The sequence below is a fragment of the Roseibium sp. Sym1 genome (assembly GCF_027359675.1).
Classification (GTDB): domain Bacteria; phylum Pseudomonadota; class Alphaproteobacteria; order Rhizobiales; family Stappiaceae; genus Roseibium.
The window spans coordinates 1133377-1155583 of the sequence record NZ_CP114786.1; the positions used below are offsets into that span (position 1 = coordinate 1133377).

General features: G+C 57.0%; 19 protein-coding genes and 1 tRNA gene. 13 read left to right on the top strand and 7 right to left on the bottom strand.

Translation table 11 applies throughout. The features are described 5' to 3' along the window. The first annotated feature begins 17 nt into the window (after nucleotides 1–17). The 4 genes from dnaA (at nucleotide 18) to gyrB (ending at nucleotide 6659) form a co-directional block, all read left to right on the top strand. Entirely contained in the window at nucleotides 18–1499 is a 1482-nt protein-coding gene (gene dnaA, locus O6760_RS05140; RefSeq protein ID WP_269584411.1) for a chromosomal replication initiator protein DnaA, read from the top strand. Nucleotides 1500–1768: 269 nt separating this feature from the next. Then, nucleotides 1769–2887: a DNA polymerase III subunit beta gene (gene dnaN / locus O6760_RS05145; RefSeq protein ID WP_269584412.1), complete on the top strand. Its 1119-nt coding sequence runs from the start codon at nucleotides 1769–1771 to the stop codon at nucleotides 2885–2887. 37 nt (nucleotides 2888–2924) lie between these two features. After that, entirely contained in the window at nucleotides 2925–4073 is a 1149-nt protein-coding gene (recF, locus tag O6760_RS05150; protein WP_269584413.1) for a DNA replication/repair protein RecF, read from the top strand. A 132-nt stretch (nucleotides 4074–4205) separates the two neighbouring features. Further along, entirely contained in the window at nucleotides 4206–6659 is a 2454-nt protein-coding gene (gyrB, locus tag O6760_RS05155) for a DNA topoisomerase (ATP-hydrolyzing) subunit B (protein ID WP_269584414.1), read from the top strand. Nucleotides 6660–6898: 239 nt separating this feature from the next. Here the strand turns inward: gyrB and O6760_RS05160 are convergent, their stop codons facing one another. Further along, nucleotides 6899–7423, bottom strand: coding sequence for a flavodoxin domain-containing protein (locus tag O6760_RS05160; RefSeq protein ID WP_269584415.1), 525 nt, complete (start codon nucleotides 7421–7423; stop codon nucleotides 6899–6901). 350 nt (nucleotides 7424–7773) lie between these two features. Then, the gene (locus O6760_RS05165; protein WP_269584416.1) at nucleotides 7774–9708 is read right to left on the bottom strand and encodes a GGDEF and EAL domain-containing protein; all 1935 of its coding nucleotides are present in this window, start codon (nucleotides 9706–9708) and stop codon (nucleotides 7774–7776) included. Between the two features lie 501 nt (nucleotides 9709–10209). On the opposite strand from O6760_RS05165, the gene O6760_RS05170 reads away from it, so the two are divergent. Beyond that, nucleotides 10210–10626 carry a septal ring lytic transglycosylase RlpA family protein gene (locus O6760_RS05170; RefSeq protein WP_442969916.1) on the top strand — a complete coding sequence of 139 codons (417 nt, stop codon included), beginning with the start codon at nucleotides 10210–10212 and terminating at the stop codon, nucleotides 10624–10626. A gap of 373 nt (nucleotides 10627–10999) precedes the next feature. Here O6760_RS05170 and O6760_RS05175 read toward each other — a convergent pair whose 3' ends face one another. After that, the gene (locus O6760_RS05175; RefSeq protein ID WP_269584418.1) at nucleotides 11000–12556 is read right to left on the bottom strand and encodes a cryptochrome/photolyase family protein; all 1557 of its coding nucleotides are present in this window, start codon (nucleotides 12554–12556) and stop codon (nucleotides 11000–11002) included. Nucleotides 12557–12764: 208 nt separating this feature from the next. On the opposite strand from O6760_RS05175, the gene O6760_RS05180 reads away from it, so the two are divergent. The 4 genes from O6760_RS05180 to O6760_RS05195 all read left to right on the top strand — a co-directional run bounded on the left by O6760_RS05180 (nucleotide 12765) and on the right by O6760_RS05195 (nucleotide 15867). Next, nucleotides 12765–12841 (top strand) — tRNA-Arg (locus O6760_RS05180). A gap of 185 nt (nucleotides 12842–13026) precedes the next feature. Further along, complete coding sequence (locus O6760_RS05185) at nucleotides 13027–13785, top strand: helix-turn-helix domain-containing protein (protein ID WP_269584419.1); 759 nt, start codon at nucleotides 13027–13029, stop codon at nucleotides 13783–13785. 125 nt (nucleotides 13786–13910) lie between these two features. Next, on the top strand, nucleotides 13911–14243 hold the full coding sequence (locus tag O6760_RS05190) for a plasmid mobilization protein (protein WP_269584420.1): 333 nt from the start codon (nucleotides 13911–13913) through the stop codon (nucleotides 14241–14243). Further along, the gene (locus tag O6760_RS05195) at nucleotides 14233–15867 is read left to right on the top strand and encodes a relaxase/mobilization nuclease domain-containing protein (RefSeq protein WP_269584421.1); all 1635 of its coding nucleotides are present in this window, start codon (nucleotides 14233–14235) and stop codon (nucleotides 15865–15867) included. The genes O6760_RS05190 and O6760_RS05195 overlap by 11 nt, the downstream gene beginning before the upstream one ends. Before the next feature lie 30 nt (nucleotides 15868–15897). Here O6760_RS05195 and O6760_RS05200 read toward each other — a convergent pair whose 3' ends face one another. Next, nucleotides 15898–16146, bottom strand: a complete 249-nt coding sequence (locus O6760_RS05200; protein ID WP_269584422.1) for a hypothetical protein — start codon at nucleotides 16144–16146, stop codon at nucleotides 15898–15900. A 222-nt stretch (nucleotides 16147–16368) separates the two neighbouring features. Between O6760_RS05200 and O6760_RS05205 the strand changes: the two genes are divergently transcribed. The 4 genes from O6760_RS05205 to O6760_RS05220 all read left to right on the top strand — a co-directional run bounded on the left by O6760_RS05205 (nucleotide 16369) and on the right by O6760_RS05220 (nucleotide 19509). Beyond that, nucleotides 16369–17652, top strand: a complete 1284-nt coding sequence (locus tag O6760_RS05205) for a hypothetical protein (protein ID WP_269584423.1) — start codon at nucleotides 16369–16371, stop codon at nucleotides 17650–17652. A 51-nt stretch (nucleotides 17653–17703) separates the two neighbouring features. Next, the gene (locus O6760_RS05210) at nucleotides 17704–18039 is read left to right on the top strand and encodes a hypothetical protein (RefSeq protein ID WP_269584424.1); all 336 of its coding nucleotides are present in this window, start codon (nucleotides 17704–17706) and stop codon (nucleotides 18037–18039) included. 11 nt (nucleotides 18040–18050) lie between these two features. Further along, nucleotides 18051–18596, top strand: a complete 546-nt coding sequence (locus O6760_RS05215; protein ID WP_269584425.1) for an RES family NAD+ phosphorylase — start codon at nucleotides 18051–18053, stop codon at nucleotides 18594–18596. Between the two features lie 334 nt (nucleotides 18597–18930). Continuing rightward, on the top strand, nucleotides 18931–19509 hold the full coding sequence (locus O6760_RS05220; RefSeq protein WP_269584426.1) for an ATP/GTP-binding protein: 579 nt from the start codon (nucleotides 18931–18933) through the stop codon (nucleotides 19507–19509). On the opposite strand, the gene O6760_RS33420 is transcribed toward O6760_RS05220, so the two are convergent. The 3 genes from O6760_RS33420 to O6760_RS05230 are packed head-to-tail and all read right to left on the bottom strand — an operon-like array spanning nucleotide 19432 to nucleotide 22156. Further along, a complete protein-coding gene (locus O6760_RS33420) occupies nucleotides 19432–19905 on the bottom strand; it encodes a nucleoside 2-deoxyribosyltransferase (RefSeq protein WP_442969856.1) in 474 nt (157 codons plus the stop codon). The two genes, O6760_RS05220 and O6760_RS33420, sit on opposite strands and share 78 nt — an antisense overlap. Before the next feature lie 2 nt (nucleotides 19906–19907). Next, nucleotides 19908–20864 (bottom strand): ImmA/IrrE family metallo-endopeptidase, encoded by a 957-nt coding sequence (locus tag O6760_RS05225; protein ID WP_269584427.1) that lies wholly within the window; start codon nucleotides 20862–20864, stop codon nucleotides 19908–19910. Then, entirely contained in the window at nucleotides 20861–22156 is a 1296-nt protein-coding gene (locus O6760_RS05230; RefSeq protein ID WP_269584428.1) for a thymidylate synthase, read from the bottom strand. Before O6760_RS05230 ends, O6760_RS05225 begins: the two co-directional genes overlap by 4 nt. Nucleotides 22157–22207: the final 51 nt, after the last annotated feature.

Sequence of the window (22207 nt, forward strand, 5' to 3'; positions counted from 1 at the left end):
TACAGGAGGCAGATGACATGCAGGTTCAGGAGGCAGGCGGCTCCGAACATTGGAAAAGGGTCAAAAAACAGCTTCGCGCGGAATTGGGCGATGATGTTTTTACCAGCTGGTTTGCGCGAGTAGACCTGGAGGAACACCAGGACGGCACTGTCCGTCTGTCCGTTCCGACCCGTTTTCTGAAACAGTGGATTCAGAACAATTACAACGATCAGCTGATGGGTCTTTGGCAGCGTGAATGCGACAACGTTCACCGTATCGAACTGACGGTCCGCGGTGCGATCCGGCCGCGCCAGACTCCGGTGACCAAACCGGGTCTCACCGGCCCGCAGGGTGCCCAGGCCGCTGTAACCGAGAACCGCGCGGAAACCCTTTCCGACGCTGCTCAGGTCACCCGCGCACAGGCAGCCACCGCTGCCGTGGCTCTCGGCCGGGGCGACAGCGGCACTGACACCGCCCGTGACGTGCTCCAGGGCGCGGCGCTCGATCCGAAATACACGTTCGAGACCTTTGTCGAAGGCGAGTCCAACAATCTTGCGCTGGCGGCGGCCCGCCAGGTTGCCGCGGGTGGCGCGGTCACCTTCAACCCGCTTTACCTGCATGCGTCCGTCGGCCTCGGCAAGACCCATCTCATGCAGGCTGTCGCGGCCAAGGCCAGGTCCGGCGGCCGCAAGGTGCTCTACCTGACGGCAGAGCATTTCATGTACAAGTTCGTGACCGCCCTGAAGTCCCAGTCGGCGCTGGCCTTCAAGGAAAACCTGCGCACCATCGACCTGTTGCTGATCGACGACATGCAGTTTCTTCACGGCAAGCAGGTGCAGCAGGAATTCTGTCATACGCTGAATGCCCTGATCGACGGTGCCCGCCAGGTGATCGTGGCCGCAGACCGGGCTCCCTCCGAACTCGACACGCTTGACGACCGGGTCCGCTCGCGTCTCTCCGGCGGTCTTGTGGTCGGCATCCAGGAGCCCGACTTCGTGCTCAGGCGGAACATCCTCCAGTCCCGCGTGGAGACGGCCCGCAAATCCTACCCCCAGTTCGACGTGCCGGATGGCGTGCTCGACTATGTTGCCCGTCACGTGGCCTCTTCCGGACGTGACCTGGAAGGCGCTCTCAACCGCCTGATCGCCCACAATCAGCTGACCAATCAGCCGATCACCCAGGAAATGGCGGAAATGACCCTGCGCGATCTGGTGCGCTCCAGCGAGCCCCGCCGGGTCAAGATCGAGGACATCCAGCGGGTGGTCTCCAAGCATTACAACGTCACCAAGGCGGACCTGCTCTCCGCCCGCCGCACCCGCACGATCGTGCGTCCGCGCCAGATCGCCATGTATCTGGCCAAGGTGATGACGCCGCGCTCGCTGCCGGAAATCGGCCGGCGGTTCGGCAACAGGGACCACACAACGGTCCTGCACGCGGTGCGCAAGATCGAGGAAATGGCGCGCGCCGACTACGCTCTCGCGCAGGAGCTGGAACTGCTCAAGCGCATGCTCGACGCCTGAGGCCTTCCCGCTTTGGTGCCTGTTGCACGAAAGCGGGAAAAGCGATCGTTCCCAGCGTGTTGGAGCCCCTGTGCGGCTTCGGCCGGACACGATATGCCCTCGGGACAAATATGCACGATTTTCGACCAGTTTTGGGGGCGTTCCGGCGGAACGCCCCCTTGCTTTTGCGCCGAGTTAAGGGCAGTGTCGTCCCCCCGCTCCTCACCGGAGCAAAATGTCCAGTTTTGCCGGACCTTCCGTCCGGCCTTTCATGAGTACGGAACGAGTGTATGAAAGCGACTCTCGAGCGGACCGACCTCCTCAAGTCCCTGACCCATGTTCACCGGGTGGTCGAGCGCCGGAACACCATTCCCATCCTGTCCAATGTCCTCTTGCGTGCCGATGGCGGCGCGATCAATCTCAAGGCAACCGACCTTGACCTTGAAATCGTCGAGACCGTACCGGCCATGGTCGAAATGCCGGGCGCGACCACGGTGCCGGCACACATGTTCTATGACATCGTGCGCAAGCTGCCCGAAGGCTCGCAGGTCGTCCTGGAGACGACCGGGGACAACGCCACCCTGGAAATCCGGGCCGGCCGCTCGAAATTCACGCTTCAGATGCTACCGGAAGCCGACTTCCCCGACCTTACGGCGGGAGATTTCAGCCACGGTTTCGCCCTGACGGCAGCCGACGTCCGCAAGCTGATCGATACCACCCAGTTCGCGATCTCCACCGAGGAGACCCGCTACTATCTGAACGGTATCTACCTTCACGCTGTCGATGCCGCCAACGGCCAGCAGTTCCGGGCCGTCGCCACCGACGGCCACCGGCTGGCCCAGGCCGAGGTGCCCGCGCCGTCCGGCTCAGCCGGCATGCCGGGCATCATCGTGCCGCGCAAGACGGTCGGCGAGATCCAGAAACTGCTGGAAGACCCGGAAGCCAATGTCCAGATCGAGCTGTCCGACACCAAGATCCGCCTGACCACGGGCTCGGTGATCCTGACAAGCAAGCTGATCGACGGCACCTTCCCGGATTACGGCCGGGTGATCCCGCAGGGGAACGACAAGGAAATGCGCGTCGACCGGGACGAGTTCAAGGAAGCCGTCGACCGCGTCTCGACGATCTCCTCGGAGCGCGGGCGTGCCGTCAAGCTGGCGCTGACCGAGGGCCGCATGGTGCTGACCGTGAACAACCCGGACTCCGGCAGCGCCACAGAAGAACTGGCCGTCGAATATGATGCGGAAGACCTGGAAATCGGCTTCAACTCGCGCTACCTGCTCGACATCGCCAACCAGCTGTCCAGCGACACGGCCCTGTTCAGGCTCGCCGACAGCGGCTCGCCGACCCTCATTCAGGACAACACCGTCGACGACTGCCTGTTCGTGCTGATGCCGATGCGGGTCTGATCCGGAACGGCAACATACTTAACGCGGAAGCAGGGTCATGACAGAATTCCGGACGGCGCAGCTGACCCGTCTGTCCCTGACCGGCTTTCGCAACTATGCCACCCTGTCGCTGGACCTGTCGGCCAGATTGGTGGCCTTCGTCGGCGCCAACGGCGCCGGCAAGACCAACATCCTGGAAGCCATTTCGTTTCTGACCGCCGGCCGCGGCCTGCGCAGGGCAACCCTTTCGGACATTGCCCAAAAAGATGGTGACGGCAGCTGGAGCGTGGCCGCCACCGTCCGGCTCGATGGCCTGGAAACCAGGATCGGAACGGGCCTTGCCGCCGGTGTTCCGGGCCGCAAGGTGCGCATCGACGGCGAAGACGTGCGCGGTTCGGAAAGCCTGCTGGACTACATGCGCGTGCTTTGGCTGGTGCCGTCCATGGACGGCCTGTTCACCGGCCCGGCCTCGGACCGGCGCCGGTTTCTCGACCGGCTGACGCTGGCCATCGACCCGGCCCACGGCCGCCGGGTCTCCGATTTCGAAAATGCCCTGCGCCAACGCAACCGGCTGCTCGACCAGGGCGGAACCGATGCCTATCTGAGCGCGCTCGAACAGCAGGTTGCCGAACTGGGGACCGCCGTCTCGATCGCCCGGGGTGACACGGTCGGTCTGCTTGCACGCATGATCGCCGATCAGGTGTCCCAGGACCTGCCCTTTCCACATGCGGCGGTCGCCCTGGAAGGGGCGTTCGAGGCGGAAACCCTCGGCCTCAGCGCCGCCGACCGGGAGGACCATTACCGCCGGATGCTCCGGGACGGGCGCCCGCGCGACCGGGCCGCTGGGCGCACGCTGAGCGGCCCGCATCTGAGCGACCTGAAGGTCATGCATGCGGCCAAGGCCATGCCGGCCGGCCAGTCCTCGACCGGTGAACAGAAGGCGTTGCTGATCGGGCTTGTGCTCGCCCATGCCGAACTCACCGCGAAAGTCTCCGGCATGACCCCGGTCCTGCTGCTCGACGAAGTCGCCGCGCATCTCGATCCCGCCCGCCGCTCCGCCCTGTTTTCGAAGCTGAACGCACTGGGCGGACAGGTGTTCATGACCGGCACGGACGAAGCCCTGTTCGAGGCCCTTCCGGACGACGCGGAAGTGTTCGAGATCCGCGACCATCAAAGTCACCGCCTGAAGGGGCCTCATCCCACTTAAATCCGCCAGAATCTTATGGTTTTCCACCATTATCCCTTCGCTGGCTTGCCAGCGGCCCCGGCGCGGTTGAACCCCCGCCGGAACCCCGTATAACGGGGGTAGAAAAGACAAAACGATTGGTGATTGATTCGCATGAGCGACACGTCCACGTCCGAGCCAATTCCGACCCCGGAAAACGAAGGCGGTGCCGAATATGGCGCCGACAGCATCAAGGTCCTGAAGGGTCTCGACGCCGTCCGCAAGCGCCCCGGCATGTATATCGGCGACACAGATGACGGCTCCGGCCTGCACCACATGGTCTACGAGGTGGTGGACAACGCCATCGACGAGGCCCTGGCCGGTCACGCCGATCACGTCACGGTGACGCTGAACCCGGACGGGTCGGTGACCGTCTCCGACAACGGCCGCGGCATTCCGACGGATCTGCACCCCGAAGAAGGGGTCTCCGCGGCAGAGGTCATCATGACCCAGCTGCATGCGGGCGGGAAATTCGACCAGAATTCCTACAAGGTCTCCGGCGGCCTGCACGGCGTGGGCGTCTCTGTCGTGAATGCCCTGTCGACCCGGCTGGACCTGCGCATCTGGCGCAACGACCAGGAACACCTGATGACCTTCGCCCACGGAGATGCCCAGGGGCCGCTCAAGGTGGTCGGACCGGCCAATGGCAAGAAGGGCACGGAGGTCACGTTCCTGCCGTCTCCCGAGACCTTCAGCAAGACCGAGTTCGACTTCTCGACGCTTGAGCACCGCCTGCGCGAGCTCGCCTTCCTGAATTCCGGCGTGCGCATCATTCTGACCGACAAGCGCGGTGTGGAGGATACGGTCGAGGAGCTCTACTATGACGGCGGCCTGGAAGCCTTCGTCCGGTACCTGGACCGCGCCAAGCACCCCTTGATCGAAGACCCCGTCACCATGAGCGCCGAGAAGGACGGCATCACCGTCGAAGCGGCGATGTGGTGGAACGACAGCTATCACGAACACGTGCTGTGCTTCACCAACAACATCCCGCAGCGCGACGGCGGCACGCACCTCGCCGGTTTCCGCGCCGCTCTGACCCGCCAGGTCACCGGTTACGCGGAAGCTACCGGCCTGATGAAAAAGGAAAAGGTGAACCTGTCCGGTGATGACTGCCGCGAAGGGCTGACCTGCGTGCTCTCCGTCAAGGTGCCGGATCCCAAGTTCTCGTCGCAGACCAAGGACAAGCTGGTCTCCTCCGAGGTGCGCCCGGTCGTCGAGAACCTGATCTCCCAGACCCTGAGCGAGTGGCTTGAGGAAAACCCGGCGCCTGCCAAGGCGATCGTCTCCAAGGTGGTGGAAGCCGCTTCCGCCCGTGAGGCGGCGCGCAAGGCGCGCGAACTGACACGGCGCAAGGGTGCTCTCGACGTCGCCTCGCTGCCGGGCAAACTGGCGGACTGCCAGGAACGCGATGCCTCCAAGGCCGAACTCTTCCTGGTGGAGGGTGATTCCGCGGGCGGCTCGGCCAAACAGGGCCGGCACCGGGAGAACCAGGCCGTTCTGCCGCTGCGCGGCAAGATCCTCAACGTCGAACGCGCCCGCTTCGACAAGATGCTGTCTTCCAACGAGATCGGCACGCTGATCACCGCGCTCGGCACGGGGATCGGCAAGGAAGAATTCAACATCGAGAAGCTGCGCTATCACAAGATCATCATCATGACCGATGCGGACGTCGACGGCGCCCACATCCGGACCCTGCTGTTGACCTTCTTCTTCCGGCAGATGCCGGAGCTGATCGAAAACGGCTATGTCTATATTGCCCAGCCGCCGCTCTACAAGGTCAAGCGCGGCCAGTCCGAGCAATACCTGAAGGACCAGCTGGCGCTGGAGGACTACCTGATCGCGCAAGGACTCGGCGATACCACGCTCGAGCTTGCAAACGGCGAGGTTCGAACCGGCCAGGATCTTCTGACCGTCGTCGAAACCGCCAGGACCATTTCCGACATCTTCGACGGCCTGCATTCGCGCTACAACCGGGATGTGGTCGAACAGGCCGCCATTGCCGGCGCGCTCAACACCGAGATCCTGGACGACCGCGGCAAGGCGGAAGAGGCCGCCGCCTATATCGCCCGCCGCATGGACATCCTGGCGGACGAGTTCGAGCGTGGCTGGACCGGCGAAGCCCGGGACGACGGCAGCCTGGTGTTCAAACGCACCGTCCGCGGTGTGGAAGAAGCGGCCATGATCGACGCGGCGCTGCTCGGCTCGACCGATGCCCGCCGTCTTGCCGCCCATGCCGCCCACCTGAACGAAGTCTATGGCAAGGCTGCCCTGTTGCGCCGCAAGGACGTGCCGACGGAGATCCGCGGCCCGCGCGCGCTTCTGGCCAATGTCTATGCTCTGGGGCAAAAAGGCATTTCCCTGCAGCGCTACAAGGGGCTCGGCGAGATGAACCCGGAGCAGCTCTGGGAGACCACGCTGGACCCGAACGTCCGCTCGCTGCTGCAGGTGAAGGTCAAGGAAGCCGACGATGCCGACGACATCTTCACCAAGCTGATGGGCGACGAAGTCGATCCACGCCGGGAATTCATCCAGGACAACGCGCTGGCGGTGGCCAACCTGGACATCTAGATGTGAGCTTTCAACAGACTGGTCGTTCCAGGCATTGCGAGACGGCGCGAACGAGCGCCCTTCAGATCGTCCCGGCTCCCGGATCAACCTGCCTGAAAAACCGGCCCGGCTCTGGATCGTGACAGTCTTGTCCGGTCTTTACATTGCGATGGCAGGTCTGCGCCCGACGTGTTTCGGTTTGCAAGATGGCAGAGACGTTTTCCGGTCGAATGAGTCAAAGTGACCGGAAAACGCTGTAATCAGGTGCCGGCAAACGCCGTGATTTTCCGCGTCAGGTCGTCCCAGTCCGTAAATTCCTTCGTGCCTTGAAGGTCTTTTGCCAGGTGCGACGCCAGATCGCCGTCGCGCAAAGCCGATTGCTGAAACCAGTCATAGATGCCCGGTTTCACCGCACCGGCGACCATGACAATTTGCGCCGGCTGCCACTGCGCGGCTTCCAGAAACGTGCCGACATATTTCTTGGCCTCCTCCGCGGTATCGGGAAATGCCGCCGCGAGACTGACGGACACCAGCATACCGGGCAACCCACCAAGCTGGTCCCGGTGCGCGAACACAAACAGCTGAAGGTCGGACTGGTGCGCTCCCGAATGCACGGATCCCGCCACGATCACCTTGTCATAGTCGCTAAGCGAGAGCCCGCCGGAAGGATCGCTTACGTTGTGAAGTCGAACCTGATGGCCGCCAGCGGATAAGATGCCGCCGATGAATTTGGCGATCTTTTGCGTCTGTCCTTCAGTGGTTGCATAGACAATCAGGACGTTCATATGTAACCCCACCTGCTTTCACACGATGAACCCACGCTAGCACAGGGTCTTCTTACGTCCGTCCGCAATTCCACGTGTTTTACTTTCTGGAATGCGGCATAAGCCTGGACTGACCGGCACCTGGGGCACAGGCCTTTTGATCGCATGGTCCCGACCGGTCTGGACCTTAGCATCGGAGGTGATGTGAGGGCTCGCGGGCAAGGTCTACGAAGCCATTCGACCTCAGGGAACAGCCATCCGCTCTTGAAACGCTGTCGGGCTGTCCACATGAGCCTGAAACGTCAAAGGTCAAAGGTCAAAGACAAAAGAGCGGCTCACCCGCCGCTCTCTCTTTCAGATCCCTTGGCAGCTTAACCGCCGGGCCAGGGCTCCGGACGGCCGAAGTAGAAGCCCTGGGCGGCCTCGATGTCCAGGTCGCGCAAAAGAGCGGCCTCCTCGGCCGTTTCCACATGCTTGGCGATCACCTTGATGCCAAGCTCGTGCGCGGCCCGCACAAGGCCGTTGAGGATCGCCGCCTTGGCCGGTTCGTCGACAACCTGCTGGGTCAGGCTCGATTCCAGCTTGAGCCACTCCACACGCAGGCTCGTCAGCCGCGACAGGACAGGCCAGTGACCGGCGAAATCGTCGATCGCGGTCTGGCACCCGAGTTCGCTGACAAACTTGAAGAAGGCCTCCACCGTGGCCGGCTCGCGCAGAAAGTCCTTTTCCGCGATCTCCAGGCAGAGCTTCGATGCCAGCAGCGGATTGACCGACAGCCGGTTGTAAAGTCCATCGCGGAAACTGGGATCCCTGGCCGACTCGGCCGAGACGTTCATCGTCAGGATCGACCGTCCCGGATTGCGTTCGGCAGCATCCAGAACCTTGTCCAGGGTCCAGCCGTCAACCTGGGCTATGAACCCCGACCGTTCCGCCGCGGAAATCCAAGCCCTGGACGACAGCCCCCTTGCCCGGTCTCCCTGCAGGCGCAGAAGGATCTCCGAACCGCAGATCCGGTTCTTCTCCAGGCACATGATCGGCATCGCATAGAGGGTCAGCTCATTGCCCCGGAAGCTGCCGGGCTCGGGCAGATCGACCAGCTCGATGCCGGATGACTGGCACTCGGAGGCCTCCACGCAATGGATCTCCACCGAACGGCCGCCGAAACGCTTGCCGCGCAGGCAGGCCCGGTCGGCAAGTCCCAGCAGAACCGTGGCATCGGATTCGCGCAGCGAAAGCGCGCTGTCGACAAAGGCAACACCGATGGAACCGCCGATGGTGAACACGCGGTCGCCGACTTCCAGGCGGATGCGATCGAAACCGTCCAGGATCTTTTCGGCAACATCCAGCGCGGCTTCCTCGTTCGCCGCCGGAACCATGCCGGCGAATTCATCCCCGCCGATACGCGCGGCCGTGCCGAATTCGCCGAGTGTGAGACGCAGGCAAGCCGCCACGCGCAGCAACATGTCGTCACCGGCGTCATGGCCGCCGAGATCGTTGACCTTCTTGAACTCGTCCAGATCGATATAGAAAATAGCCAGACCGGTTTCGCGATCGGCGGCCAGCCGGCACAATTCACGCTTCAGCGCCCGGGTGAACGCCCGGCGGTTTTCCAGCCCCGTCAAGGGATCGAGATAGGCCAGCCGCCTGTTTTCGGCAATCTCCTGCGGACAATCGACATTGCGCCGGATGATGACCATCGAGGCACGCGCACCGTTTGCGCCGGTCGCCGGTCCTGGAATGGGCACGATGCGCAACTCGCACATTTGCCGATCCCCCGTGCTGCCGGCTGTTTCGAAGCTGCGGCTTTCCGGAATGTAAAGGCATTGCGCACGGTCGGCGTCCAGACCGTCGAGCGCTTCCGTCAGCAGGTCGGCATCATGCGCGCCGCCGATGATTTCCAGCAGTCTGGCTGCCTTCTGCGCGGTGCTCTCGGAACCTTGAAAGATCAGGACATCATCCGGAAAATGTTCCAGGATGCCGACCTCTCCGTCTCCCTTGGACGGCCTGTTCGGCGCCGTCACGGGTGAGGCGATCCTGGCAACCTCTTCCTGCGCGGTATCTTCCATTTCGAACTGGACCAGCACTGCCTGATGTTCTCCCGACAGGGAGACGAAGGAGGTGCAGATCATGTGGTTGCAGAATGCGGTGCCCGAACGCATGAGGATCGTGCCGCTTGCCTGGGCCGGCACGCCGCTGAACGCCGCCGACAGAACCGCTTCACAGCGTTTCCAGCTGCCTTCAGTCAACAGCTCCTGCAGGCTGCCGGGTACCGGAACCACACCCTTTGCGGCGCAGTTCGTTTTCATGTGTTTGTTGTGAACAAGAATGCGACCGTCCTGCCCGACATAAGCCGCGGCATGCGGAAGCACTTCAAGCAAAGACGAGTGAAACCCCTTGAGCGTCTTCTTGTCTGCACGACCGGATTGATCCAGCCGGTCATCAATGAACCGTTGGCTGACTTGCACCAGACCGCCCTTTCAAAATTGCCGTTTAATTGGCGCATACTCAAATACACATTGCGCCGCCCCTGCGAAAAACAATTAACACAGTCCGGTTCCCAAAACTGAAACAGAAAAATTACCCACAACTCTTAGAATTTTTATAGTAAACAGGATATTTACGCAATATATTCAAAATTATATTAAATTTTATCTTAGTTTTATACTAATTCAGATTCACCTTTGCAAACACGCCATATTTTGATCACGACATCGACGTAAAGCCGCCGCTACGGAATGTTAGGGGATGCCCCTGACTTGGCCGCCAGTCTCGGTCAAATTTTTGTAATAAGCTCCGGAAATACACCCATGAAGAGTTTTGTTATCGCAAAACAGCCCTTGCTTGCCGCGGTTTGCGTCCTCGTTCCGTTCTTCGCCGGTGCTGCCGCACCCGCGCAGGCAGCGCCGTTCCAGCAATGCGGAAAAGCGTCCTGGTACAAGCTTGGCGGCAAAACGGCCAGCGGAGAGAAGGCCAATCCGAACGGCTTGACTGCGGCGCACCGGACGTTGCCGTTCGGCACGCTGGTCAGCGTCACCAATCTCGCCAACGGCAAGTCCGTCACCGTGCGGATCAACGACCGCGGGCCTTTTGCGAAAGGGCGGGTGATCGATGTCACCTGGGCCGCCGCGAGGGAGCTCGGCTTCGTGCGCAAGGGCATCACTCGCGTGAAGGTATCCGATGGAAGCACCAAGTCTGGCCAGAAGCATAAGCAAAATTGCCAATAAATAACCGGCAAGAGCAGCGGTCCGGAGAACCTGAACAGGCACTCATATCCTTTATGACAAATTTAAGATGCTGAAATTAATAAGCAAATTTTCATACCGCTTTCTTTCGAAAACAACTCAGTATGAATAACGATCAGTCGCATTACAGTGAATCAAAAAATAAAATATTTTACGGTAATGACAATCGCAAAAGATGCCGCTAGAGTTGCCGCCGTGGTCGATGGGGCCACGTGCACAGTAACTTTATTCGCGCAGTCTTAATCGGCTGCGCGTTTTTTTTGAGGCTTCAGAAAGCCGTTCCGGGCCGCCGCAAACCTGTCCCTCAGGAAGGGCCGCCCGGCGTCGCACCTGCCGCCGCCAGACTGTTTTACCGTCAGACCGTTTCACCGGCAGCAAGCCGCTCGCGGAAACCGGCCGCATGCCTCCTGCAGGCTGCCTGTTGGTCCGCATCCATCCTCGACCAGGACGCGTATGCGCGGCCGAGACGCGGATTGGCACGCAGCACATGCGCGTTGCGATCGAGAAAATCCCAATAGAGTGCATTGAAGGGGCATGCCCGGTCACCGGTCCGCTGCCGGACGTCATAGGCACATGCGCCGCAATAGTCCGACATCTTGTTGATGTAGTTGCCGCCGGACATGTAGGGCTTCGAGCCGAGCAGGCCCCCATCCGCAAACTGGCTCATGCCGAGCGTGTTCGGCAACTCAACCCATTCATAGGCATCGGCATAGACCGCCAGGTACCATTCATGAACCTCATGCGGGTCGACGCCGGCGAGCAGGGCAAAATTGCCGGTGATCATCAACCGCTGGATATGATGGGCATAGGCTTCCTCGACGGTCTGGGTTATCGCCTCGGCCATGCAACGCATCCGGGTGTTGCCGGTCCAGTAGAAGCCGGGCAGAGGCGCCGTCGCGTCCAAGGCGTTTTCACCGGCGTAGCCCGGCATCTTCAGCCAGTAGATGCCACGCACATATTCGCGCCATCCCAGGATCTGGCGAATAAAGCCTTCCGCGGCGTTGATCGGCGCCCGGCCCTCCTGATAGGCGGCCTCGACCTTGCGGCACAGCGCCATCGGATCGAGCAGGCCGGCATTCAGATAGGCCGACAGCACAGAGTGATACAGGAATTTCTCACCGCGCAGCATGGCGTCCTGGTAGGTGCCGAAATCGGCCAGGGACGATTCCAGAAAATGGTCGAACGCCGTCTCGGCCTGGGCACGCGTGACCGCGAACCGGAACGGCTCCAGGTCGCCGATGTGATCGGCAAAACGCCGCCCGACCAGATCCAGCACCTCTTGCGTGGTCCGGTCGGGTTCGAACCGCGCGGGCGTGGGCATGAACAGGTCCGGCTTTGCCGGCCTGCGGTTGTCGGCATCGAAATTCCACTTACCGCCGGCGGGTTTGCCATCCTCCATCAACAGGCCGGTCCTGCGGCGCATGTCTCGGTAGAAATGCTCCATCCGCAACTGCCTGCGCCCGGAGGCCCAGGCCCGGAACGCGGTCAGGTCGCACAGGAAGCGCGTGTCGGTGACAATGTCCACCGGAACGCCCAGGGGCTCCGACCAGCCGCGCATGTCCTCCAGAACCCGCCATTCGCCGGGCTCGGTGACCACGATCCGATCCGGGGTCAGGCGCCGGGCGGCGCGCACCACCTCGCTCCGGAAACTGCCGGTGTTGCCGTCCTCGTCCAGCCGCACATAGTCCACCTGCCAGCCGGCCGCGCGCAGCTCCCCGGCAAAGTGGCGCATGGCGGAGAACAGGAAGGCGATCTTCTTCTTGTGGTGGCGCACATAGGTCGCCTCCTCCACCACCTCGACCATCAGCACCCGGTCACGCGCCGGGTCCGCCCGCTTGAGGCTCGACAGGCCGGGCGTCAGCTGGTCTCCAAGGACAAGAACGAGATTTCGGCACCGGGATCGGTCGGTCATGAGGCCCCAGGGGTGTTGCAACAGTGCCCTTCCTACGCAGGCCGGCCGCTTTCCTATCACTTCGGATCGGAAATTTTCTTGGGGGCTCGCCTGCCGGGGCTGGCGGCCTTTCATATCTTGTCCAAAATCTCAGAAAGCCATTGCCCCTTTCAGCGGGATCTAGTATCAGGACGCTCTATCCACGCCCGTGACAGTCCACGCGCGAAGAGCACCCGTAGCTCAGCTGGATAGAGCGCTGCCCTCCGAAGGCAGAGGTCACAGGTTCGAATCCTGTCGGGTGCGCCAAGAATCGCAACAATTTCAGCAAGTTACGGAACGCACTCAAAAAGTGACGCTCTGACACTGCAAATTTTTGCGAGTATTTTCTGTCGATTTTCGAGTTGTGCTCGTACAAATCCCGTACAGGGCCTTTCTGAAGTTTGGGGCGGCATGAGCACGCGCCTTGCCTGCATTTCGGCAGGGAGGCACGCATGAGCGAGCGTCGTCCGTTCCGGGAAGTGAAGCTTCAGTGGCTGCGCCTGCTTAGCTGTGATGCCAATATCAATGACAATGCCAAGTGCGTCGCGCTCTACATCGTGACCGCACATGTGAACGGCCACACCGAGAAGGCGTGGCCGTCCTACAAGACCATTGCCGAAGCAACCGGCAAGAGCATCAAATCCGTCCAACGCGCCATCCGAGATCTGGAAATCGGTGAATGGCTCAGCGTTCAACGCGGGAATGGCGTCGGGCACAATACGGAGTATTGCCCTACCGACGCCTCGATTCTAAAGGCCTGCGAGCTTCGAGAAAAGACGGACAAATCTGTCCCCCTTGCCTCTTCTGAAGGCGGACAGATCTGTCCCGAAAGGCGGTCAGATGTGTCCGGCAAAGGCGGTCAAATTTGTCCACCAAACTTAGAGAAAGAAATAAATAAAAAACCTAACGCGCGTGAGGCGCACGCGAAGTCGGCTCCCCGCCGTTCCATTCCCGTCGTCGTCCTACCAACTGCCCAGACCAGACAGGTCGATGAATGGAACGCCTGGCTTGCCGAAAAGACCCTGCCTGACCTGGCGCGGTTCGATCTCGCAACCAGCGTGAACGGCTCGTCCGGATACCAACTTCCAGGGCGATGGCCACCGGAAGATGGCTCGGACAAAGAACAAGACTGCCTGTCGTATTTCCTGAACAGACTGCCAGCGATCGCACACCAAATGGCCTCTCAGACGGCCTATAGGCAGGTGGCATGACTGCGGCGGATCTGACAAGAGCAAGGCGACCCATGTCATACGACACGGGACCTTGCGAGGGGCGGCAGGCCTCCCCTTCGAACCCCTCCGGACCGCAAACGGCCCGTCTCGCCGAGACGGTTGTTATGCGCTGTACGACGGAGGAAAAGAAACATCTCAAGCGCCGCGCCGCCGCGGACAAAATCTCCGTCTCGGAGCTGTTGCGCGGGGCGTTGGGGCAGATCAAAGCCTCTCGCCGCCGTGCCACGTCCCAGGTCGATCCGAAGCTTGTGACCGCGCTCAGTCGCATCGGCACCAACCTGAACCAGATCGCCCGCGCCGTGAACTCCGCCCAGGCGGCTGGCGAGATGCGCCAGATCGACGGCCTGCAACTGCTTGCTGAGCTGATCGGCATCGAGCGCCAGATGTCGGCGCTTCTTGCCAGCCACACCCAGCAGGATGCGGGCCATGCTGATTAAACTGTTCCGCAGTGGCAAGGGCGGCGGCTCGGCACCGGTCGATTATCTGATCGCCTCTCATGTGCTCGCCTATGACGGCAATCGCGATCTCATCCGTGACGACGCTGGCGTCCCGCTGATGAAGAGCCGTGATCCGTTGCCGGAGGTGCTGGCAGGCGATCCGGATCATACCCGTGCCCTGATCGATGCCTGCCCCCACGCCTGGACGTACCGGGCGGGCGTGATCAGCTTCGACAAGGACGACCACCCGACCGAAGAGCAGCAGCAGGCCGTCATGGACGCCTTCGACGAACTCGCCTTTGCTGGTCTGGATCGCGACCAGGTCGACATGCTCTGGGTGCGGCACAGCCACGAAGGCCGCGTGGAACTGCATTTCTGCACACCGCGTATGGAGCTCACGTCAGGCAAGAGCCTCAACATCGCCCCGCCTGGCTACCAGAAGGCCATGGATGCCCTGCGAGACATGCTCAACAAAGAGCATGGCTGGGCCGATCCGCAAGATCCAGCCAGGTCGCAGGACATCAAGCAGCTTCCGGAAAAGAAGCTTCGTGCCCAGGGGCGCGAGGACATCCAGAACTGGCTGGAAGACCTGATCGTAGCCGGCCGCATCTCATCTCGGCCGGACATCGTGGCGGCGCTCGAGGGCGCCGGCTTCGAGCTGCCCCGACAGGGCAAAACCTATCTCACAGTCAAGGACCCGGACAGCGATACACGCTGGCGGCTCAAGGGAGACATTTTCCATGCAGATTGGACCAGAGAGAAGACCGCTCAGAGAGCGGCTGAGCGAGAACATCGAGCAGATACACCAGGATCAGAACGCCTCGCTGCTCGAAGCCTTTCAGACCTCCGAGACGAATATTACGCGCATGTTGAAAAGCGCAGGCTCTACAGTCAGCAAAGATATCCGCTTGTCCCAGGAGCAGCTGAACGCGACCTTAGAAAGGCACTTGAGGTCGAGCGAGGAACAGATCCATCAGCTGAAAATAAGCATGGCGGAAAACGAGAGATTGGCCGCGAAGAACCGCCTGTTGAAATTGTCATCAGCGGTCCTGGTCTCGGCCGTCCTGACGCTCGGCGGGGTCTTGTTCCTGAACAATCAGCTGAGATGGGCCCTGATCACCTCAGCCTTCAATCAGACGACCTACACGGACTATCCCATCCTGATCTTCGAAACCCAAACCGGCTCCTACCAGCGTTGCCGGGACGCAGCCGGACAATTCGCCTGCCAACCGACGGAATAGAGACTTATGACAGACACCAGCCTTCCCTCACCGAACCTATCGCGCCAACAAACCCTGACGCCGCTCGAGCGCGGGTTGCTGAGCTTGGTCGAACGCTTGACCAACGCCTTCGAAAATTCGACCGCTCAGCTGGAGCATTTGGAAAAACGCTCGACCGGCTTGCTGGAAAAGCGGCTGACCGAACTCGAGACACTGCTAGACAGATCCATCAGCTCGCAACGAGCTTTCAACGAGGCCTTGCTCGACTTGCTCAGTGCACCGGAATCCTCAGGCAGATCGGTGGAAGAGCTTTGCAGGGCTGTGGACGAACTCAAACCGCTTCAAGGCACGTTGAACCAGAGAAAAAGACGAGAACCAGACGCCCAACCGAATTGGAGAGGTAGCTAGTCCATTTCGTGTCGGTCCTGGATCGCTTAGCGCGTCTTATTGGACTGAGAAAGCACAGACCCGGCAAGCTGTTTCGTTTTGTCACTATATTTATCGCTGGAAAGAACACGCGACGCGATTTCTTCAAGATCAGCTCCGGTCTGCTTACCCGTTCCAGACTGAGCCAATGCTGAACCTGCAAGTTTCCTTGCAATTGCTGATGAAGTTGGATCGCGGAGAATTTCTGCAGCTTGCGAAGCCACATTCGACGAAGTTACTTTCTTATTTTTAGGCATGATTTACTCCTATTAATCGCACCTACTTAGATGGGAACTACTCACACATCCAACAATACATATTTAGGAACATTTCAACTTTGTAGACGCTTTTAACATTGGCGTTTCAAAGAGGGCTTGTGGTTAGAGGACGACGCAGACGCACCTGAAACGCCATGCGAAAAGTCAATTAATTGCGCAATTAAAAAATATATGATAAGGTCAATCCATGGAGGTTTGGAAATGGCCGACAATGTAATTCAGCTTCCTCGTCCACAATCAACGCGCCCTGAAATGGAACCGCTCGGGTTGTATCTTCGTGTTGGCAGAAACCAGCACAGGGATTTGCTCGACGTTTTATCTTCTGGAGAGCGAAATTTTCACGGCTTGGTGATTGATGCGGGAAACGTCAAGAGGCACGGCGATTTACTAAGTCGCGCCCTCAAAGAGGGTCTCGATGTGGCTCTTGATCCCAAAACACATGCCATGGCACTGCCAGGTGGCTTTTCTTCAAGTATGACGAATTTGCCATGGGGTCTGGAGAGACACCACAATATTAGAGACTTCGCAGGAGATGCGGGCCGTCAGGTGGCTCACCGTATTTCGGAGTTTGCTCAAGAGCATAACTTTACGCAAATTTTGGGACCAACTCATTTGCTTAGTGGGCCCAATGACCCTTGGCTCCGTCATGACATCGGCAATATGGCAGCACTGAAGTATCACCTTCAAAACAGCTCTACCAATATTGAGCTCATATATCCTCTGGCCGTATCGATGCGGGTTCTCAGAAATTTTGCTGAACGGAGAGCTTTAATAGCCGCGATTTCTGACGCTCCAATGGATGCGCTTTGGCTGCGCGTAGAAAACTTTGGCATGGATGCTACAGGAGAGAAAACAGTGGCCTATATAGAGGCCGCGCGGGATTTTCACGCACTCGGCATCCCTATAGTTGCTGATCACGTTGGTGGGCTTTGCGGTCTTGGCTTAGTCGCCTCAGGAAGCGTGGGAGGCTTATCTCATGGAATAACGCTACTAGAAACGTTCAAGGCAAATCATTGGCGCAGACCGCAGAAGTCGGGGGGGGCAACGCCGGCAACAAGGGTCTATATCCCGCGTCTTGATGTTCATCTAAAAAAGACTGACGCAGATGCATTCCTGAGAAGCTCGACGAGAACACGTGGGCGGTTTGGGTGCACCGATACACATTGCTGCCCAGGTGGCATTAGTGACATGTTGGGAAATCCCACCAGACATTTTGTGCACCAAAAGTCGGAACAGATGTCATCAATTGCGGGCATTCCGGAGTCTGTCAGAGTTCAAGAGTACCTTGATAGATACGTCCGCCCTATTTCCGATGACGTTTCAGCAGCAGCTGGACTTAAAACAATAAGCGATCAACTCAAAACCGCCCTCAACAAGAAACAGAAAACATTAGGACGCTACCGCCAAACCTTTGCGCATTTTGCTGAAGCAGATGCGCCTGAAACCGTCGCCAGGAGGCCAAAGTTACGAAGTGAACGCGATTAACAATACAAATAAAGTAAACGAAAAGGAACTCAAACAGCAATTGGGTAAACAATGACCGCCGTAGCCCGAAAACTCGAATCTATAAAAGAGAAAGCATCGCTTAAGAACGTTGATGTTGCTCAGCTTTTGCACCAAAGACCGGAAACAGTCTCGAGGTGGAACAAAGGGCATGCTTATCCGCACCGAACGACGGAAAAGCAACTTCTTGAGCTAGAGTATATTGTTGATCAGCTTTCTGACTTGTACGAACCGAATGAAGCGCGGCAATGGCTGTTTTCGCGCCAAAAACTACTAGAAGGAGAGTCTCCGGCCTCAATGATTCAGAACGGCAGAATCGAAGAAGTGATGAAATTTGTGAATCAGCTTCGGGATGCTGTTTACATGTAATCTGAGGCACTATGATCTACGATCCAGAACTTATTGAACATATTCAAAGCCTTCCATGCGAACGTTTTGACGGGCAGGTGTTTAGGACGACGGGTTTAAAGTCCGACCCCACAGCCTTCTCGACAAATGGTGGTAGATGGGCTCCTCCTGATGGAAACAATGGGGGGTGCTCCATTCTTTACACGAGTTTGGAACGAAATGGCGCGCTGGCTGAAGTTGCGTCTTACTTATCGCTGCTCACACCAGTTCCCCAAAAATCACTGGCACTTCATACCTTAGAAGTTGCGCCCCAAAAAACACTCCGGCTCGCAATCGGTGACTTCTCAAAGCTTGGCATTGATGCGAGCAGCTACAACAAGAGGAATTACGAAAAGACGCAGCTTGTAGGGGCAGTCATAAATTTCCTGGAGCTGGATGGTTTGATTGCTCCTTCGGCACGCTGGAACTGTGCCAATCTGATGATATTCGGTGACAATTATCCGCTTGATGCAAAACTGAGAATTGTGTCCACTGAAGAAATCTCATTTGAGGCATGGAACACTTTTGGAAGCGATTAGCAGCAAATCCATCCGTTAGCTTAAAAACATTCCCAACGCTTTTACCAGCCAGATGTAGAGCCTCCACTTGCAGCAGGAATTGGTAGTAAAAGAAGAAATACTTACAGTTAGCAATCTCACATTAGATGCGACTTCGTATCAACTGGTGACTCCTATTCAATGATCAGTTTTCAGTGAAGTCGCTCTTCGTTGCAACTTTAAGACGATTTCGATATCCTCGAAGTGAAAATGAATAAAATGGAAGAACCTATTACAAGTAATAAATGAGATATTGCTGAATATCTCCAATAAACGACTTAAAATACAATAGGCCCTTAAAAATAGAGAGGCAATTATGAAAATTGCACTTACAGGCGCTCATGGAACAGGCAAAACGACACTAACCGATACTTTGCACAAGTCACTATCAGAGTCCTACAATACGAAGGTTTGCCGTGAGGTCCCGAGAGTAATAATTGAAGCGGTCGGGCAGGATGAATTCTTTAGGCGCGGAAATAACACCCCACTTAGGCAATGTATAGTTTTTCTGTATCAGATACTCGAGGATCATTTTAAAGGCCTTGAAGCAGAAATTCTAATTTCTGACAGAACAATTATAGATCATCTCGCGTATATGCTGGATCTATTCCCTGAATTCCAGAATGAGCCAGAATACAAACCAATTCACAAAATGATAGAGCAGTGGATGACGACCTACGACCTAATCTTCAAAGTACCTATTGAGTTTCAAGTAAAAGACGATGGTGTAAGAGAATCTGATCTGAACTTTCAACAAAAAATAGACAAAAAAATCGACGAACTCTATATAAATTTTGGCATAAGCCCTAAGATAATCTCAGGATCTGTTGATATGAGAACTAAGTTGGTGTTGGACGAAGTCCTGCCCCAGATGCGTCTCAAGAAATCGACTTAGGATTTTATCAAGATCTGCGGTATTTTGATACCGAACAACTTCGTACCCATGCGAGCGGAGCAATCCTTCTAGAAAGCGAGAGCAGCTCTTCGCGTTTTGAAGCAATGGAAGAATTGGCTTCGTCCATTCGAGGCACATAGCAACTTCAGCCCCGACCCCATGGGATGGTTCATTGAGAAATACTACAACGCCAGTACAATGCTTTATTGCATTTAAGTCACGTAAAAAAACTTCATCACTCGACATATGAGCGGCCCAAACTGGATCTGTCTGACGATGAGGTAAGTAGGCTGAGACGCCTTTCTTTTCCAATAGCAAAGCTGTTTCATCGTAAAGCTGGCGGGCTGCTTCTAGATCAGCCGTCGCCTGCAGAGCACCCGAAATGTAATACTTCACTTCTACGCCTCCTGGCTCTGAAATAAAGCTCTATCGAATTTGCCTTTAGCAGCACAGACGATGGCAGTTCCAATATCTACTCCTCCTAGGATCTCTCCAACTTTTGGTTCGGAGGCGTGGAACATATCTTTCTGACGCGGGCCGAATATCCAGGGCATCGACCTGCCTTCAAGCGCCCACCTCTTTTCGCCTAGCGAAATAGAAACATTCTCAAAGTCTCCGTTTCCGCTCAGCTTTATGTGCTTCATGGTACAGCCACGCGGCAACCACGGCCTGTTACCTTCATTTGAATAGTACGATGAACAGAAAAAAACTCTAGGCTCGCATTTTTCACGACTATGGCGACGGTGGTTCCGAATGGTAAAAATCGCTCCACCAGGCAACAGATCATTTGTAGCCCTCAAAACGGCCATCTCCGAGGTATCAAAACGATCCGCAATACGTCGAATTGTGCCTTGAGAAAATCCTTCATTTCGAAGTACTTCAGTAAGCCGCGTGCGAGGTAACAGCAAATGAGAGGCAGTATAATCACATAGATCTTCAACGTATCGATAAGACGCTTCATCTTGATAAGTAAGCTCAACTATTCTCGCACCTAATGTTCTAAGGAGAACAATGTGTGCAAATTCATGCGCAATAGAAAATCTCCACCGTCTATACATACCACTACGCCCACGGAAATTCACCTTGGGAACTTCGAGTACAAGCTTGTCCTTACGCAAGCTAACAGATGCCTCCGCCGCGCCAGAGTTCGTATCTTCATATTCAAATGAGACTCCTAGCACATCGAGGAGAGGCTTGATTTTGTAGGGTGGTTCTTTCTGTTTAGACGCTTTTATTACGGTTGAACAAAGGCGACGCATAGCTGTTTGCGCATCAGGGGCTCCCGTTGCTTTACGTAGCCTTGCTTCTATCTCGGTTATTGCTGTGCTCACTCCTTGCGAAGCTACAGAAGTCATTTCTTATCTCGAACATCTGCAAGAATTGCAGCAAAATCGGACTTACTAACCTCGACCTCCAAGCCTCTCGCCGCGAGACGAGAAACAATACGTTCTTGCATTTCTAACAGTTCATCCGCAGAAAATCGCTCGCCGGCCGCTTGTTCGTATTCTACGGCTCGCTGTCGAAATGATGCACCTGTTTTGGTTCGATGTAACGTCACGATGTTGTCAGTTTTCTGCATCACATCAAGCAAAGGAAGGTCAGAAGACTCGAAGGTGCCTTCACTTTCGCCACTTGAAGACCATTTCACTAACTTAGCCAGATTTGGATCCATCGCCGCCTTAAGAGAATTTGCCCCCTCTTTAGAGCATCTTTGATTTACAACTGTTGCCAGCAACAAAAAAGCCATCTGTTGCCAGTAAGTACTGAATTCAGCTCTAATCTTTTCAACTTCTTCTTCGATGGTTCCATCCGAAATGGCTTCAGATCTGTGGCGCATATCTGCCTCGAAGTGCACCAATCGCCGTATCTCATCCAGAGGTGCTGGATCAGAAGGCATTTGGGGCATTTCGACGGACTTCGTTTCTCCACCTGCGGATACAATCTTTTCAGATAGCTCGCGCATTTTCTCGTAGACGTGCATTGAGGCCGCATAGTGGCTCAGTTGCGCCATATCCACATTGCATTCCGCTGCAACGACTTCCGCTAATAGGGAAAACTCAAAAATGTTAAATGGTAACAATGTGGTTGCGTTGTTCGACCTCATTATCACTTGGGTATGAAGTTTTTCATTGCGAATATGAAAGAACATCCCAAATGCGCATGGGATGTCATTTGAATTTCGGACAGTATCTGTCGGCTGATAGATTGCAATAGCAGCTCTGCGAGAGTTCTTATCCTCTTTTAGACGCGCTATAACTCCCTGCAACTGGTCTATTCCTGGATGCGCCTGTCTAATTCTTGCACCGTACGACGACCCCGGCACGATAATCTCGTCATCAGTAAATTGTCTCACGCGGGGTTCGTAGAACGCAATGTCAGCGAGTCGATTGTTGCCAGAAATCATCCAAACGAAACGCGCGACCGCTACCGGCAGATTGAGCGAGAAAACTTCATTAGCAACTATGCGATGCCTGGGATTTGATATTTCAAACCTATATGCAAGCTGTTCCGTGGTATCTGAGTCCCGAACCTTTTCAGCTCCGGTAGTTACAGCTTCCACTTTTGGTGCCTTCAAAATTTCGAGCAATACGCGTCGGAATGCTGCGTCTGAGGACCCTTCTGTAAATATTTCCTCTGAAAAAAACATACTATTATCTCCTCCTTTGCCTGGCATGATACCCGTGCAATGTTTTTGGGA